General features: G+C 72.1%; 12 protein-coding genes. 6 read left to right on the forward strand and 6 right to left on the reverse strand.

Annotated elements, in window-relative coordinates; translation table 11 throughout:
- Positions 1–39 precede the first annotated feature (39 nt).
- From TN53_RS07870 to TN53_RS07895, 6 genes are all read left to right on the forward strand, one after another.
- Positions 40–936, forward strand: a complete 897-nt coding sequence (locus tag TN53_RS07870) for an SCO1860 family LAETG-anchored protein (RefSeq protein WP_046257680.1) — start codon at positions 40–42, stop codon at positions 934–936.
- 233 nt (positions 937–1,169) lie between these two features.
- A complete protein-coding gene (locus TN53_RS07875) occupies positions 1,170–2,024 on the forward strand; it encodes an ABC transporter permease (RefSeq protein ID WP_046257681.1) in 855 nt (284 codons plus the stop codon).
- Positions 2,021–2,908, forward strand: coding sequence for a carbohydrate ABC transporter permease (locus TN53_RS07880; RefSeq protein WP_046257682.1), 888 nt, complete (start codon positions 2,021–2,023; stop codon positions 2,906–2,908). The genes TN53_RS07875 and TN53_RS07880 overlap by 4 nt, the downstream gene beginning before the upstream one ends.
- 37 nt (positions 2,909–2,945) lie before the next feature.
- On the forward strand, positions 2,946–4,583 hold the full coding sequence (locus TN53_RS07885; RefSeq protein WP_046257683.1) for an extracellular solute-binding protein: 1,638 nt from the start codon (positions 2,946–2,948) through the stop codon (positions 4,581–4,583).
- A 52-nt stretch (positions 4,584–4,635) separates the two neighbouring features.
- Positions 4,636–5,685: a LacI family DNA-binding transcriptional regulator gene (locus tag TN53_RS07890; RefSeq protein ID WP_046257778.1), complete on the forward strand. Its 1,050-nt coding sequence runs from the start codon at positions 4,636–4,638 to the stop codon at positions 5,683–5,685.
- Between the two features lie 109 nt (positions 5,686–5,794).
- Positions 5,795–7,693 carry a DUF2264 domain-containing protein gene (locus tag TN53_RS07895; protein WP_046257684.1) on the forward strand — a complete coding sequence of 633 codons (1,899 nt, stop codon included), beginning with the start codon at positions 5,795–5,797 and terminating at the stop codon, positions 7,691–7,693.
- Here the strand turns inward: TN53_RS07895 and cobC are convergent.
- The 6 genes from cobC to cobM are packed head-to-tail and all read right to left on the reverse strand — an operon-like array spanning position 7,641 to position 13,964.
- The gene (cobC, locus tag TN53_RS07900; RefSeq protein WP_046257685.1) at positions 7,641–8,717 is read right to left on the reverse strand and encodes an Rv2231c family pyridoxal phosphate-dependent protein CobC; all 1,077 of its coding nucleotides are present in this window, start codon (positions 8,715–8,717) and stop codon (positions 7,641–7,643) included. The two genes, TN53_RS07895 and cobC, sit on opposite strands and share 53 nt — an antisense overlap.
- Positions 8,707–9,633, reverse strand: a complete 927-nt coding sequence (locus tag TN53_RS07905; protein ID WP_046257686.1) for a sirohydrochlorin chelatase — start codon at positions 9,631–9,633, stop codon at positions 8,707–8,709. Before TN53_RS07905 ends, cobC begins: the two co-directional genes overlap by 11 nt.
- Entirely contained in the window at positions 9,630–10,220 is a 591-nt protein-coding gene (locus TN53_RS07910) for a precorrin-8X methylmutase (protein WP_046257687.1), read from the reverse strand. The genes TN53_RS07905 and TN53_RS07910 overlap by 4 nt, the downstream gene beginning before the upstream one ends.
- A complete protein-coding gene (cobJ, locus tag TN53_RS07915) occupies positions 10,217–11,920 on the reverse strand; it encodes a precorrin-3B C(17)-methyltransferase (protein ID WP_046257688.1) in 1,704 nt (567 codons plus the stop codon). Before cobJ ends, TN53_RS07910 begins: the two co-directional genes overlap by 4 nt.
- The gene (locus tag TN53_RS07920; protein ID WP_046257689.1) at positions 11,917–13,149 is read right to left on the reverse strand and encodes a bifunctional cobalt-precorrin-7 (C(5))-methyltransferase/cobalt-precorrin-6B (C(15))-methyltransferase; all 1,233 of its coding nucleotides are present in this window, start codon (positions 13,147–13,149) and stop codon (positions 11,917–11,919) included. The genes cobJ and TN53_RS07920 overlap by 4 nt, the downstream gene beginning before the upstream one ends.
- The gene (cobM, locus tag TN53_RS07925) at positions 13,146–13,964 is read right to left on the reverse strand and encodes a precorrin-4 C(11)-methyltransferase (RefSeq protein WP_046257690.1); all 819 of its coding nucleotides are present in this window, start codon (positions 13,962–13,964) and stop codon (positions 13,146–13,148) included. Before cobM ends, TN53_RS07920 begins: the two co-directional genes overlap by 4 nt.
- Positions 13,965–14,016: the final 52 nt, after the last annotated feature.

The following is a 14,016-nucleotide window of genomic DNA, read 5'->3' on the forward strand; positions in this document are numbered from 1 at the left end:
GCCGGGTCCCGAGCAAGTCTCCTCTGAGGGGTCCCCACCTTGAACGGCAAGAACTTCCGCATGCCCGCACGCCGTCTCGCGACCGTCGCGACGGCCATGGCCCTGGCCGCAGGTCCCGCGGTCCTGGCCGGCGCCGGCTCCGCGCACGCGACCGGTGACGAAGGGCGTGCGAGCGCCGTCGTCCTGCGTACCGGGCTCGACGTGTCCCTGCTCAACAAGACCGTGAACGTCCCGCTCGCGGTCTCCCTCAACGAAGTGCAGGCGCCGCAGAGCGCCGAGAAGACCGCGCTGAGCGCCCAGTTGAACGGCGTCGACGGCGGAAAGGCCTTCAGCGTCCTCGACGCACAGGTGGCGTCGGCGAAGGCGGACGTGACCGACGCCAAGGCCGAGGCCTCCACCACCCTCGCCCACGCCAAGCTCCATGTCCCCGGCCTGCCCCTGCTCTCGCTCATCGAGCTCGGCACGGTCACCTCCAAGGCGACGTGCGAGGCGGGCAGGACCCCGACCGCCACCTCCAACCTGCTGGGCTCGGTCACCGTCCTCGGCAAGAAGGTCACGCTCACCGCCGGCGGCCCGACCGAGGTCAAGGTGCCCGGCGTCGGCGAGGTCCGTCTCGACCTCTCCAGGACCGAGACCACCACGGACACGGCAGCCGCCACCGCCCTCGAACTCACCGTCTCCATCAACCCGTTGAAACTCAACGTGGCCGAGGTCGAGGGAACCCTGACGCTGGCGAAGGCCACCTGTGAGGCCCCGGCCGCACCCGCCGCCGCGACCACTCCCGCGGGAGAAGTGGAGCCCCAAGGCGCCCCCGCCGAGGCCGGTTTGGCCGAGACAGGCGGCAGCTCGACGACCCCGTACATCGTGGGCGGCGCCCTCGCCCTGCTCCTCGCCGGCGGGGGAGCGGTCGCAGTCGCCCGCCGCGCCCGGAACTGATCCCGGGGTCCCCAAAGTCAACAGCCTTTCTCTGCCAGAGCTGTTGACCGACCAATGAAAACGTTTTAACTTCCTCTCGCTCCGACTTCGAGACGTGAGGGGGACCCGTGGCCGCTGTACTACGGGAACGTGCAGGTACCGAGGAGGTGAAGGAGGCGCGCCGTCGATCCGGCGGTGCGCCCCGACGGCGAAAAGGTTTTCAGGGCAGGGCCTCACGATCCCTGGTCCTGCTCATGCTGCCCGGCCTCGCCTACTTCCTGCTCTTCCACTACGGCGCCCTCGTCGGCAACGTCATCGCCTTCAAGGAGTACGTCCCCTTCGACGGCATCTGGGGCAGCCCCTGGGTCGGACTGGGCAACTTCCAGCGGATGTTCGAGGACGCGGCGTTCTGGGACTCGGTCCTCAACACCCTCTGGATCTCCGTCCTCCAGCTGGTCTTCTTCTTCCCCGTGCCGCTCGCCCTCGCCCTGCTCCTGCACAGCCTCACCTGGAGCAGCGTCCGCCGGTTCGTGCAGTCGGTGGCGTATCTCCCCCACTTCATCTCGTGGGTGATCGTCGTCGCCCTCTTCCAGCAGCTCCTCGGCGACACCGGGCTGCTCAACTCCGGCCTGGACGGCATGGGCCTGCACACCGTCGACATCATCGGCAACCCCGACGCCTTCAAGCCGCTCGTCGTCGCCCAGGTCATCTGGAAGGACGCCGGCTGGGGCACGATCATCTTCCTCGCCGCCCTCGCCCAGGTCGACGAGCAGCAGTACGAGGCCGCCGCGATCGACGGCGCCGGCCCCTGGCGGCGCTTCTGGCACGTCACGCTGCCCGCCATCCGCCCGGTGATCGTGCTGCTGCTGATCATGCGGCTCGGCGAGATCCTCTCCGTCGGCTTCGAGCAGATGCTGCTCCAGCGCGACGCGGTCGGCCCGGAGGCCGCCGAGATCATCGACACCTTCGTCTACTACCAGGGCATCGTCGGCGGCGACTACGGATTCGCCGCCGCCGCGGGCCTGTTCAAGGGCGTCGTCGGCGCCCTCCTCGTCTACGCCGCCAACAAGGTCGCCCACCGCCTCGGCGAACAGGGGGTCTACAAGTGAGCAGCCATGTACGGCCCGGCTGGATGGAGAAGCCGAAGCCGCTGACCCAGGCAGCCAAGGGCCTCGCCCTCGTGGCCGTCGTCCTCCTGGTCTGCGTCCCGTTCCTCGTCATCGTCTCGACCTCACTCGCCTCCACCGACGAGGTCGTGGCCAACGGCGGCTGGGTGCTCTGGCCGACCGAGCCCTCGCTCGACGCCTACCGCGACATCCTCGACGGCGGCATCGTCACCCACGCCCTCGGCGTCAGCGCCGGCGTCACGATCGTCGGCACCCTGCTCAGCCTCGCCTGCACGGTCACCCTCGCCTACGCCCTGTCCCGCCCCGGCGTCTTCGGCGGCAGGCCCGTCCTGCTGCTCGTCCTGTTCACGTTCCTCTTCCCGCCCGGCATGATCCCGAGCTTCCTGCTGGTCAAGGAGCTCGGCCTGCTGGACAGTTACGCCTCGCTCGTCCTGCCGGTCCTCGTGAACGTCTTCAACCTCGTCGTCCTGCGCGGCTTCTTCCAGGGCATCCCCGAGGAGCTGTACGAGGCCGCGCGTCTGGACGGCGCGGGGGACTGGCGGGTGCTCTTCTCCGTCGTACTGCCGCTGTCCAAGGCCGCGCTGGCGGTCGTGGGACTGTTCTACGCGGTGGCCTACTGGAACTCCTGGTTCTACGCCTCGCTCTATCTGGAGAGCGATCACTGGCCGCTCCAGCAGGTGCTGCGCACCTATGTGGTGGCCGGCTCCGGACTCACCGACGCGACCACCGGCGAGGGCTCGGTCACCGCGCCGCAGACCGTGCAGATGGCGGTCCTGGTGATCGCCACCGTGCCGATCCTGCTCGTCTACCCCTTCCTGCAGAAGTACTTCACCAAGGGCGTGCTCACCGGCGCCATCAAGAGCTGACGCAAGCTCCCACAAGCTGACACGAGGTGATTCACCCATGCCCCGCATGTCCCGTCGCACCCTGCTCGGCTCCATGGCCGCCGTCGCCGTACCGGGCGTACTGACGGCCTGTTCCACCGGCTCCGGCGACAGCGACGTCTCCAACGCCGGCAAGAAGCTCGCCCCCTGGCCGTCGTACCGGCCCGCCACCGGTCCCAAGCCCGACCTGGCCCCCACCGACGCCGGCGTCCAGGCCGGATACACCGCCTACCCCGCCGAGTTGGTGAAGTCCGTCGCCCGCACCCCGGGCGACGGTTCCACGGTCAAGGTCATGTCGGTGTCCTTCGGTACGCCGCCCAAGCCGGCCTCCGCCAACCAGTTCTGGGCGGCTGTCGAGAAGGCCCTCGGCGTGAAGATCGAGTACACGATCATCTCCCAGGCCGACTACCAGAAGAAGATGGCGACGGTGATGGCGGGCGATCCCGACAGCCTGCCGGACATCATCAACATGTTCTCCGGGTTCGTCCTGCCCCGTGAGGCCGAGTTCGTGCAGCGCAGGGCCGAGGACCTCACCCCGTTCCTCTCGGGTGCGGCCATCGCCGACTACCCCAACCTCGCCAACATCCCCACCCACGCCTGGCGCGACATGGGCCGCATCGGCGGCCGTGTCTACGGCATCCCCCTGGAACGCCCGCTGCCCGGCTCCACCCTCTGGCTCAACCAGGGCATGTTCACCGACGCCGGCATGACGGAGGGCTGGACGTCGGAGGACTTCGCGGCCGTCGCCAAGAAGGCCACCAGCGGCCGTACCTACGCACTCGGCGCCGCCCAGGGATCCCTGTTCGGCAACGCCGTGCACTCCGCCGCGCACAACGCGCCCCAGGAGTGGGCCGTCACCAAGTCCGGTGCGTTCCAGCCGGGTTGGGCCGACGAACGCTTCAAGGCCGCGATCGCCTTCCAGGCCGGACTGCGCAAGGGAGGCGCGTACCACCCGGACGCGACCTCCATCTCCCAGATCGACCTGACGACCCTCTACTACAACGGCACCGTCGGCTCCATGCAGGACGGCTTCGGCGCCTACCTCCCCAAGTATCGTGAGAGCCAGGGCAAGTTGACCCCGGCCGCCGCCCTCCCGTACAGCGTCGACGGCACCACCGGCGGGATCGTCGCCGCCCGTCGCTCATTCGGCTACACCGTCCTGAAGAAGGCGAAGAAGGAACGCGTCGAGCTGCTCCTGCGCATCCTCGACTACCTCGCCGCCCCCTTCGGCAGCAAGGAGTGGGAGCTCGTCCACTACGGCGTCGAGGGCACCCACTTCACCCGCGGCAAGGACGGCTCCCCGCAGCCCACCAAGCTCGGCGAGGTCGAGAACAACACCAACCTGCCGCTGAAGTACCTCGCCGAAGGCCCTCAGGTGCTGTTCGTGCCGGGGATGCCGGACGCCGTACGGGCCCTGCACGCCTGGCAGCAGCAGACTGTGCCGCATGCCGTCCGCAACGCCTCGTACGGACTCCAGTCCCGCACGAAGAACGCTCAGGGGACCACACTCAAGGCGATGCTCGACGACACGGTCACCGGGATCGTCGCCGGACGGATCTCGCTGTCGGAGTGGGACGCGGCCGTGAAGAAGTGGCGATCGCGGGGCGGCGACAGAATGGCCGAGGAGTTCGCGAAGGACTATGCGGCCAATACGTGACGCTCCGCCGGTGGAGCGAGAGGCGCGGGGGATGGGGAACGGCATGACCGGTATGACAGGCAAGGGACGGGTCACGATCCGCGAGGTCGCCGAGCGGGCGGGTGTCTCGACGGCGACGGCGTCGCGTGCGCTCAGCGGGAACCATCCGGTGCCGCCCGCGACCCGGGCCCGTGTGCTGCGTGCCGCGCGTGACCTCGACTATGTCGCCAACGCGCACGCCCGGGCGCTGGTCGGGGGCGGCCGGAAGATGGCCGCGGTCGTCGTCCGACAGGTCACCAGCCCCTTCTACGCCCAGGTCGCCGAGGGCGTCGAGGCCGAGGCCGCCGATCGGGGGTGGCTGTGCGTCGTGGGGGCCACCGGCGGGGATCCGCAGCGGGAGATGGAGTTCGTGCAGCTCATGCGGGAGGAGGGGGCGCGGCTGGTGATTCTGGTGGGTGGCGTGGTCGAGGACGACGCGTACCGCTCGCGGGTGGCTCACTACGCGCAGGCACTGGACTCGTCGGGGGCGCGGCTCGTGCTGTGCGGGCGTCCGGCGCCGGATCCGGACATCCCGGCGCTGGTCGTGGAGTTCGACAACGAGGCGGGGGCGCGGGCGATCACGGGGCACCTGTTGTCGGCGGGGCATCGCCGGATCGTCTTCCTCGGTGGACTGCCCGGGAACACGGCTCTGGATGCTCGTGTCGCCGGTTATCGTGCGGCGCTCGCCGAGCACGGGCTGCCCGGGGAGTCCGCGCGTGTCGTCGACTGCGGGCTCGGACGGGCGGCGGGGTTGCGGGCCATGGCCGAACTCCTCAAGGAGACACGGGAGTTCACCGCTGTCGTGGCCGGTGACGACATGGTCGCGGCGGGGGCGCTCCGCGCGATAGCGGACGCGGGGCTGAGGGTGCCGGACGACATTTCCGTCGTGGGTTACAACGACATCCCGCTCGCCGAGGACTTCAATCCGCCGCTGACCACTGTCCGTACGCCTGCCGAGGAGTTGGGGCGGGCCGCCGTGCGGATCGCTCTGCGGGATCCGGACAGTGCGGCCGGGAGCCATCACCTGCTGGGCACGCACATCGTTGTGCGCCGCAGTGTCGCACCGCCGGATCGGCCGTCGTGAGGCTGCGGGTGCGTTGTGGCTGGTCGCGCCCACGCGGCGGTAGCCGCAAATCGACACAGCCCCGCGCCCCTAGGGCACCTATGTACCGACGTTCGGAGGACCACCCCGCATGACCGCGCCGTACGTGTCGCTTCCTGACGACCCGACGCATCTTTCCGACCTCCCGCCCCAGAACCCAGAACTGTCTCCCCTCACCGGCTGGACCCGCGCCCACTGGGAAGCCCTCGCCGACCGGCTCCTCGACGGCCTGCTTCCCTACGCCTCCCCGAACTACGCCCAATACCGGCTCCCCGGGCCTCCCAGCCACTCCGGCCCCTGGTCCGACGGACTCGAAGGGTTCGCCCGGTCCTTTCTGCTCGCCGCGTTCCGTGTCGCGGGCGCCGAGGGCCGGGTCGACCCTGCCCTCATCGAGCGGTACGCGGCCGGGCTGGCCGCCGGTACCGATCCGTACGGCGACGAGCGCTGGCCGCCCATCACCGACCGGGGGCAGCCGATGGTCGAGGCCGCCTCGATCGCCATCGCCCTGCACGAGTCGCGGCCCTGGCTCTGGGATCAGCTGGATGACACCGTACGAGGTCAAGTCACCGACTGGCTGGGCCACTTCGTTGGTGCCGTCGCCAACGACTCCAACTGGCGGCTCTTCCAGGTCATCACGGAGGAGTTCCTCGCCTCCGTCGGCGCCCCGCACAGCCGTGGCGAGATCGACGCCGGGCTGGCCAGGCTGGACGACTGGTACCGGGGCGGGGGCTGGTACACCGACGGTGAAGGCAAGAAGTTCGACTACTACAACGCCTGGGCGCTGCACCTGTACCCGGTGCTGTGGGCGCGGATCGCCGGCCCCCGTGCGGACGCCGGCACCGTCGCCCGACACCGCACCCGCCTGCGTGAATTCCTCACCGCCCACCAGTACTTCTTCGGTTCGGACGGCGCCCCCGTCCACCAGGGCCGCTCCCTCACCTACCGCTTCGCCGCGGCCGCCCCCCTCTGGGCCGGCGCCCTCGCCGACGCCACCCCGCTGCCGCCCGGCCGCACCCGGCGCCTGGCCTCCGGCACCCTGAAGCACTTCGCCGAGCGAGGCGCACCCGATGAAAACGGCCTGCTCAGCCTCGGCTGGTACCGGCCCTTCCTCCCCGTCACCCAGCGCTACTCGGGCCCCGCCTCCCCGTACTGGGCGAGCAAGGCCTTCCTCGGCCTCCTCCTGCCGCAGACCCACCCCGTGTGGACGGCCACCGAGGAACCCGGCCCCGTCGACACCGCCGACTCCACCCTCGCCCTGCCCGCCCCGGGCTGGCTGCTGCACTCCACGGCGGCCGACGGGATCGTCCGGCTCGTCAACCACGGCAGCGACCGCCTCCCGCCCCCACCGGCCACGGACGAGGACAGCCCGCACTACGCCAAGCTCGCCTACTCCAGTGCCACCGCCCCGGACACACCGAGCGGGCCCGACAACCACATCTCCCTCCTCGGCCCGGACGGGACACCGTCCGAACGGGGGCGCATCCACCCCCTGGGCGTCGAGGGCCGACGCGCCGCCTCCCGCCAGACCACGGGGATCGAGACGGTGAGCGTCGTGCACGGACCGTGGGAAGTACGGGTCCACCGCGTCCCCGGCAACTCCCGGGTGCGCGAAGGAGGTTGGGCCGTCGCCGACGACACCGCGGCACCCCGCGCGCAGACCGGCCCCGGCCACGCCCTCGCCCGCCGCACCGACGGCCTCACCAGCGCCCTCGTCGCCCTGTACGGCTGGAGCGACGCCGAGGGCACGGTCGTCCGCGCCCTCGACGCCAACGCCTACGGACGCCACTCCGCGACCCCCGTCCTCGAAGGCACCGGCCCGCTCCTGGTCACCCTTGTCGTCCTGACCAAGGGCGACGCCCGCACCACCGGCGCGAGCGTCACCGTCGACGACGAGGGCGCCATCGACATCCGCTTCCCGGACGGCACCCGGGAGCGGATCAGTACGTCGCCAGGACCATCGCCTGATCCAGCGCCTGGAGGAACGAGTTGACCGTCTGCCGGTCCCGCACCGCCAGCCGCAGCCACTCCTCGTCCAGACCCGGGAACGTGTCCCCGCGCCGCACCGCGAAACCGAGGTCGCGCAGATGCCGGCGTACGGCGGCCGCACGGGGCAGCCGTACGAGCACGAAGGGGCCCTCCGCCGGTTCGGCCACCGTCAGTCCGTCCGGGGCGAACTCCCGTAGTCCGGCGACGAGATGGGAGCGGTCGGCGGCGATGCGGTGGGCCGCGTGGGCCGCCTCGGCCAGGGCTCGTGGCTCGACGCAGGCCTGCGCCGCCGCGAGCGCCGGCGTGGACACCGGCCACAGGGGCTGGGCGCGTTCGAGTTCCGCGATGGTCTCCGGGGCGGCCAGGACGTAGCCGATGCGCAGGCCCGCCAGGCCCCAGGTCTTCGTCAGGCTGCGCAGGACGACCAGGCCCGGGATGTCCGTGCGGCCCGCCAGCGCCTCCCGCTCGCCCGGCACCGCGTCCATGAACGCCTCGTCCACCACCAACGTCCGCCCTGGACGGGCCAGTCGGGCGATGGTGTCGGCCGGGTGCAGGACGGACGTGGGGTTGGTCGGGTTGCCGATCACCACCAGGTCCGCGCCCGCCGGGACGGCCGCCGGGTCCAGGCGGAAGCCGTCCTCCTGGCGCAGCAGCAACCGGTCGACCGTGTGGCCCGCGTCCCGCAGCGCCGCCTCCGGCTCCGTGAACTGCGGGTGCACGACGAGCGGCTGACGGGCATTCAGGGCGCGGGCGAGCAGCACGAAGGCCTCGGCCGCGCCCGCCGTCAGCAGGACGCGGCCCGCCGGGAGGCCGTGCCGGGCCGCCACCGCCGCCCGCGCGTCCCGGCCGTCCGGGTAGGCGGCCAGGCCGGTCAGCGACTCGGCGATCCGCTCCCGCAGCCACGCCGGGGGCGTGTTCGCGCGGACGTTCACGGCGAGGTCGGTGAGCCGGGCCCCGTCGTCGCGGACCTCGGCGTCGCCGTGGTGGCGGAGGTCGTGCGCCGCCGCCCCCTCCTTGTCAGTGCGCATGTGAGTGGGTGCCATGGTGGTGTCCGTGGTGGTGATGGTGGCCGTCGTCGTCGGGGTGGAAGTGCGGCTGCTGCGGCAGACCGACCTTGTTCTCGAAGCCCGGCAGGGCGATGCGGTACACGCACGAGTCGCAGTTCATCCGCAGATCGCCCTCGAGGGCCTCCCGGTATCGCTCCATCACCAGGTCGAGGAGCTCCGGCTCCGGACCGATGACGTCCGCCGAGCGCACCTCGACCTCCGCGTGCGCTGCCGCCCAGCCCTCGGTCTGCTGCCGGACCCGCTCCGGGAGGATGCCGGTGAACAGGAAGTAGGGGAGCACGACGATCCGCCGCGCGCCCAGCTTCACACAGCGGTCGAGCCCGCTCGGCACGTCCGGCGCCGCCAGCGACACGAACGCCGTCTCCACACCCGCGTACCCGCGCCCCTCCCACAGCAGCCGGGCCGCCTTGTACACCTCGGCGTTGGCGTCCGGGTCGGTCGAGCCGCGCCCGACGAGCAGCACGGTCATGTCCGAACGGTCGCCGGGGGAGCGCTCGCCGGAGCCGAGTGCCTCGTCCAGCCGCCGCTCCAGCACCGACAGCAGCGCCGGGTGCGGGCCCAGCGGACGGCCGTAGGTGTACGAGATGCCGGGGTGCCGCTCCTTCTCGCGGGCCAGCGCCGCCGGAATGTCGCCCTTGGCGTGCCCGGCGGACACCAGCATCAGCGGAACGGCGGCGAACCGTCGTACACCCCGCTCCACCAGCTCGGCGACGGCCTCGCCCAACGGCGGCGGGGACAGCTCGATGAAGCCGCCCGCGACGGGCAGATCGGGGTTACGGTGCCCCAGCTCCCGTACGAAGTCGCGGAACGCCTCGGCTCCGGCCTCGTCCCGGGTGCCATGTCCGGCGATGAGCAGGGCGGGCTGGGGGGTGGTCACGATTTCTCCTCGGAAGACGAAACGGGGTGGTACAGCAGGGCGTTGAGCGCGGCAGAGGCGACCGCGGAGCCGCCCTTCTCGGACACGTTGCTCACGGCGGGCAGCCCGCTCTCGCGCAGCGCGGCCTTGGACTCGACCGCGCCGACGAAGCCGACGGGCAGACCGATGACGAGTGCCGGGGCGGCGTTCAGGGTCAGCAGCTCCTCCAGCGCGGTGGGCGCGTTGCCGATGACCCACAGGGCGCCGGGTCCGACCTGCTCGTAGGCGAGCCGGATGGCGTGCGCGGAACGGGTCAGCCCCGCACCGGCCACGGCGTCCCTCAGCCGGCAGACGGTCTCGCGCCGGGTGATGCCGGCCGCGACCATCTCCACGTCCACGACGACGGGCGCACCGCCGTGCAGGGCCGCGTGGGCCTTCTCCAGCTCGCCCTCGACCATGACGAGATCGCTCGCGTACTCCAGGTCGGCGGCGGAGTGGATGACCCTCTCGACCACTGACCGGGTCAGCGGCGGGAAGTGCGAGGTGTCCAGGCGGGCGCGCAGCCGCCGGTAGGACTCCACCTCGATCGGATGGACCTCACGGATCACCGGGCTCCCTCCTCTGCCGTCTGCCAGCGGTAGCCGCGCGGCGTCACCATGCGTCCCGCGATGTCACGGGTCGCCGTGTTGCCCACGGTCACCACTGTCATCATGTCGACCGTCGCCGGGTCCAGGGAGCCCAGCGACGTGAGACGACCGGACTCGTCCGGCCGCGACGCGTTCCGTACGACACCCACCGGCGTCGTCGGCTCCCGGTGCTCGGCGAGGATCGCGAGCGCCTTCGGCAGCTGCCAGTCCCGGCCGCGCGAGCGGGGGTTGTAGAAGGTGACCACGATGTCCGCCTCGGCCGCCGCGCGCACCCGCCGCTCGATGACCTCCCAGGGTGTGTGGAGGTCGGAGAGGCTGATGGAGACGTGGTCGTGACCGAGGGGCGCGCCGAGAATGGCTGCCGCGGCGAGCGCGGCGGTCACACCCGGTACGCCGATCACGTCGATGTCGTCGGACGCCTCGGCGAGCGCGGGGGAGGCCATGGCGTACACGCCTGCGTCCCCGCTGCCGATCAGCGCGACGGCCTGCCCCTTGCGGGCCTCCGCCACAGCGGTCCGCGCCCGCTCCTCCTCGGCCCCCAGCCCCGACTCCAGGATCCGGGTGCCGGGCCGCAGCAGATCGCGGATCTGGTCGACGTACTGGTCAAGCCCGACGAGCACCGAAGCCCGCCGCAACTCCGCCTTCGCGCGGGGCGTGAGCAGGTCCCGGGCGCCGGGGCCGAGCCCGACGACCGCGAGCCGGCCGCGCGCGGGACGCCGTACGACGGCACAGGTCGCCATCGCCGGCAGCCCGTCCGCACGCTCCGACTTCCGCTTGGGGACGAGAAGTTCGCCGCCCCGGACGAGCGCGGCGGCCTCCGCCACCGACGGCGTGCCCACGGCGGCGAGGGGCGCGTCCGAGGGGTTCGGGACCTCGACGGACGCCAGCTCCTCGGCGGAGTACGTCACCAGGGGCACGCCGAGCCGCTGAGCCGCCCCGACGATGCCGGGCTCCTCGGACTTGGCGTCCACGGTGGCCAGTTCGGCGACCGAGGCGGCCGACAATCCGGCGTCCCGCAACACGTTCTCGATCAGGCCCAGCACCTCGTCCACCGGCGCCCCCTTCGAGGCGCCGACCCCGACGACGAGGGACGGCGGCCGCAGCACGACCTCGCGCTCGCCGGCCTCGACGAGCCGGTCGGTGAGACGGACCAGGTACTCACCCTCCTCCCCGGTGGCCTTCAGCGCGGGCAGCGGCCACGTCAACTCCGCCTTGAGAGCGACCGGTTCACCGTCGAGCAGCGCCCGCGACACGGCGGCGACATCGCCCTCCACCGGGAACCCGAGCATGTCCAGGCCCGGCAGTCCCACGGCATCCGTGGCCGTCGTCACCACGGGCTCCGCGCCCAGCAACTCCCCGACCTCACGGGCGAGTTCATTGGCGCCACCGCCATGCCCGCCGACCAGCGACACGGCGAACCGCCCGCCCTCGTCGACGCACACCACACCCGGGTCCGACGTCTTGTCGCCGAGCAGCGGCGCGACCAGCCGCACCACAGCACCCGTGGCGAGGAAACACACGAGCTGCCCGCACTCCGCGAACGCGGCCCGTACGGCATCCCCGACGGGACCCTCGTACACACGCGTCCGCTCCGGCCACGCCGCGGCCAGCCGGTCCCGCGCAGCCGCGCCCGCCGAGGTGGCGGAAATGAGGCCGATCACAGAGCAACTCCTTCTTCAGGGACGGGGATTCGGACCCCCCACAACAGAAAAACAGGATTGGTGGCCGCCAGCCGGGTCACCTCACCCGGCAGCGGCGCGAGCCGCGAGGACTGCAACAGCACCCCGTCACAGCTGAACCCGGCACCGGTGAGCGCCTCGCGCACCCGCGGCACCCGGTCGAGCGCCGCCATCGCGACCACGACCGTCCGCCGGGCCCGTCGCGCACACGCCGTGACGATGGCGGGCAGCTCACGCCCCCCGCCGCCGATGAACACGGCGTCCGGGTCGTCGAGATCGGACAGCACGGTCGGCGCGGCCCCGTGCACGGCCCGTACGTCGACACCGTGCGCCGCCGCGTTGGCGCGGATCCGCTCGATACCGTCCCGGGTCTTCTCGACCGCGACGACGGCGGCCCCGAGCCGCGCGCACTCCACGGCCACGGACCCGGAGCCCGCGCCGACGTCCCAGACCAGATCGCCGAGCCGCGGACCGAGCCGGGCCAGCGCCAGCGCCCGCACCTCGAACTTGGTGATCATCGAGTCGCGATGGGTGAACTCGCCCTCGTCCAGGGCCCACCCCGCGGGCCCGGACGCGGCCCCGGCGACCGTCCGCAGGGCACCGAGCGCCCGCGCCTCGTCCAGACACAGCACCACGCTCACCGCCGTCCCCCAGTCCCGGGCCGCGGCCTCGGCGGGCGTGACCCGCTCGACACGCTCCTTCCGCGACCCGAGAGCGGACGCCACGACGAGGACCCGGTCGTCGGCCCTGAGCGCGGCCCCGATCTCCGCGGGCCCGGCCCCCGGCCCGGTCAGCACGGCGACCTTGGGCCGCGCCCGGCACACGTTGACGGCCGTACGAAGGTCCCTGCCGTGTGCGCTGACCACCACGGCGTCGTCCCACGGCAGCCCGGCGCGCGCGAAGGCGGCGGCGACGGAGGAGACCCCGGCACGGACATCGAGCCGCTCGGCCCCGAACCGCTCGGCCAGCACCCGCACGATCCCGAAGAACCCGGGGTCGCCGGAGGCCAGCACGACCACCCGGTCCTGCTTGTCCAGATGCCGCTCGATGACGTCCAGCGCGGGCGCGAGCGGCCCGAGGACGACCTGCTCCACGTCCCCGGGGACGGCCGCGGACGCCAGATGACGCCGGCCGCCCACGACCAGCCGGGCCCCGGCCAGCACATCGGCGGGAACCGGCGCCCCCGTCCCCGTACCGAAGACCGTGATCACGTACTCGCACCCCGCTGACGCAACGCCCGGCGGGCCTCCGGGTCGGCCTTGCGGTACCCGTGGAAGTGGCCGGGGTGGTAGAGGTGCGAGCGGGTGCCCTCGGCGTCGAGCGCCGGGCCGACGAGGAAGAGGGTGTGCTTCCAGAGCTTGTGCTCCTTGACGGTCTCCTCCAGCGTCTCGATCGTGCACCGCACGATGAGCTCCTCGGGCCAGGTGGCCTGGTAGGCGACGACGACGGGAGTGGCGGTCGGATAGCCGCCTTCGAGCAGCTCCCGCACGAGCTGCCCACTACGGGCCGCCGACAGGAAGATCGCCATGGTGGTCCCGTGCTTGGCGAACTCCCGTACCTCCTCGCCGGGCGGCATCGGCGTCTTGCCGCCGCCGAGCCGCGTGAGCACGACGGACTGCGCGACCTCCGGGATGGTCAGCTCGCGCCGGGCGAGCGCGGCGACGGCGGAGAACGCGGAGACGCCGGGGATCACCTCGGTGGCGATACCGATCCGGTCGCACCGGTCGAGCTGCTCCTGGGTGCCGCCCCACAGGGCGGGGTCGCCGGAGTGGATACGGGCGACCCTGAGTCCCTCGGCGAGGGCCCGCTCGTACACGGCGACGACGTCCTCCAGGGACATGGTCGCCGAGTCGAGGATCTCCGCGCCCGCGCGGGCGTGCTCCAGAACCTCCGCCTGGACCAGGCTGGCCGCCCAGATCACGACGTCGGCCTCGGCGATCGCGCGCGCGGCACGGAACGTCAGCAGGTCGGCGGCGCCGGGGCCGGCACCGACGAAGGTCACCTTGCCGGCAGGGGCGTCGGCCATGGTTTCGGGTCCTCTCGAACGAAGATTCACGGAGATTCGCAGGGCAGCTGGA

It is taken from the genome of Streptomyces sp. WM6386 (assembly GCF_000972385.1).
Taxonomy (GTDB): domain Bacteria; phylum Actinomycetota; class Actinomycetes; order Streptomycetales; family Streptomycetaceae; genus Streptomyces.

What these genes read in the sequence shown, in the direction of transcription:
- TN53_RS07875 (WP_046257681.1), top strand. Translation starts at nt 1,170, where the DNA reads ATGCTGCCCGGCCTCGCCTACTTCCTGCTCTTCCACTACGGCGCCCTC.
- TN53_RS07885 (WP_046257683.1), top strand. Translation starts at nt 2,946, where the DNA reads ATGCCCCGCATGTCCCGTCGCACCCTGCTCGGCTCCATGGCCGCCGTC.
- TN53_RS07890 (WP_046257778.1), top strand. Translation starts at nt 4,636, where the DNA reads ATGACAGGCAAGGGACGGGTCACGATCCGCGAGGTCGCCGAGCGGGCG.
- TN53_RS07895 (WP_046257684.1), top strand. Translation starts at nt 5,795, where the DNA reads ATGACCGCGCCGTACGTGTCGCTTCCTGACGACCCGACGCATCTTTCC.
- cobC (WP_046257685.1), bottom strand. Translation starts at nt 8,717, where the DNA reads ATGCGCACTGACAAGGAGGGGGCGGCGGCGCACGACCTCCGCCACCAC.
- cobM (WP_046257690.1), bottom strand. Translation starts at nt 13,964, where the DNA reads ATGGCCGACGCCCCTGCCGGCAAGGTGACCTTCGTCGGTGCCGGCCCC.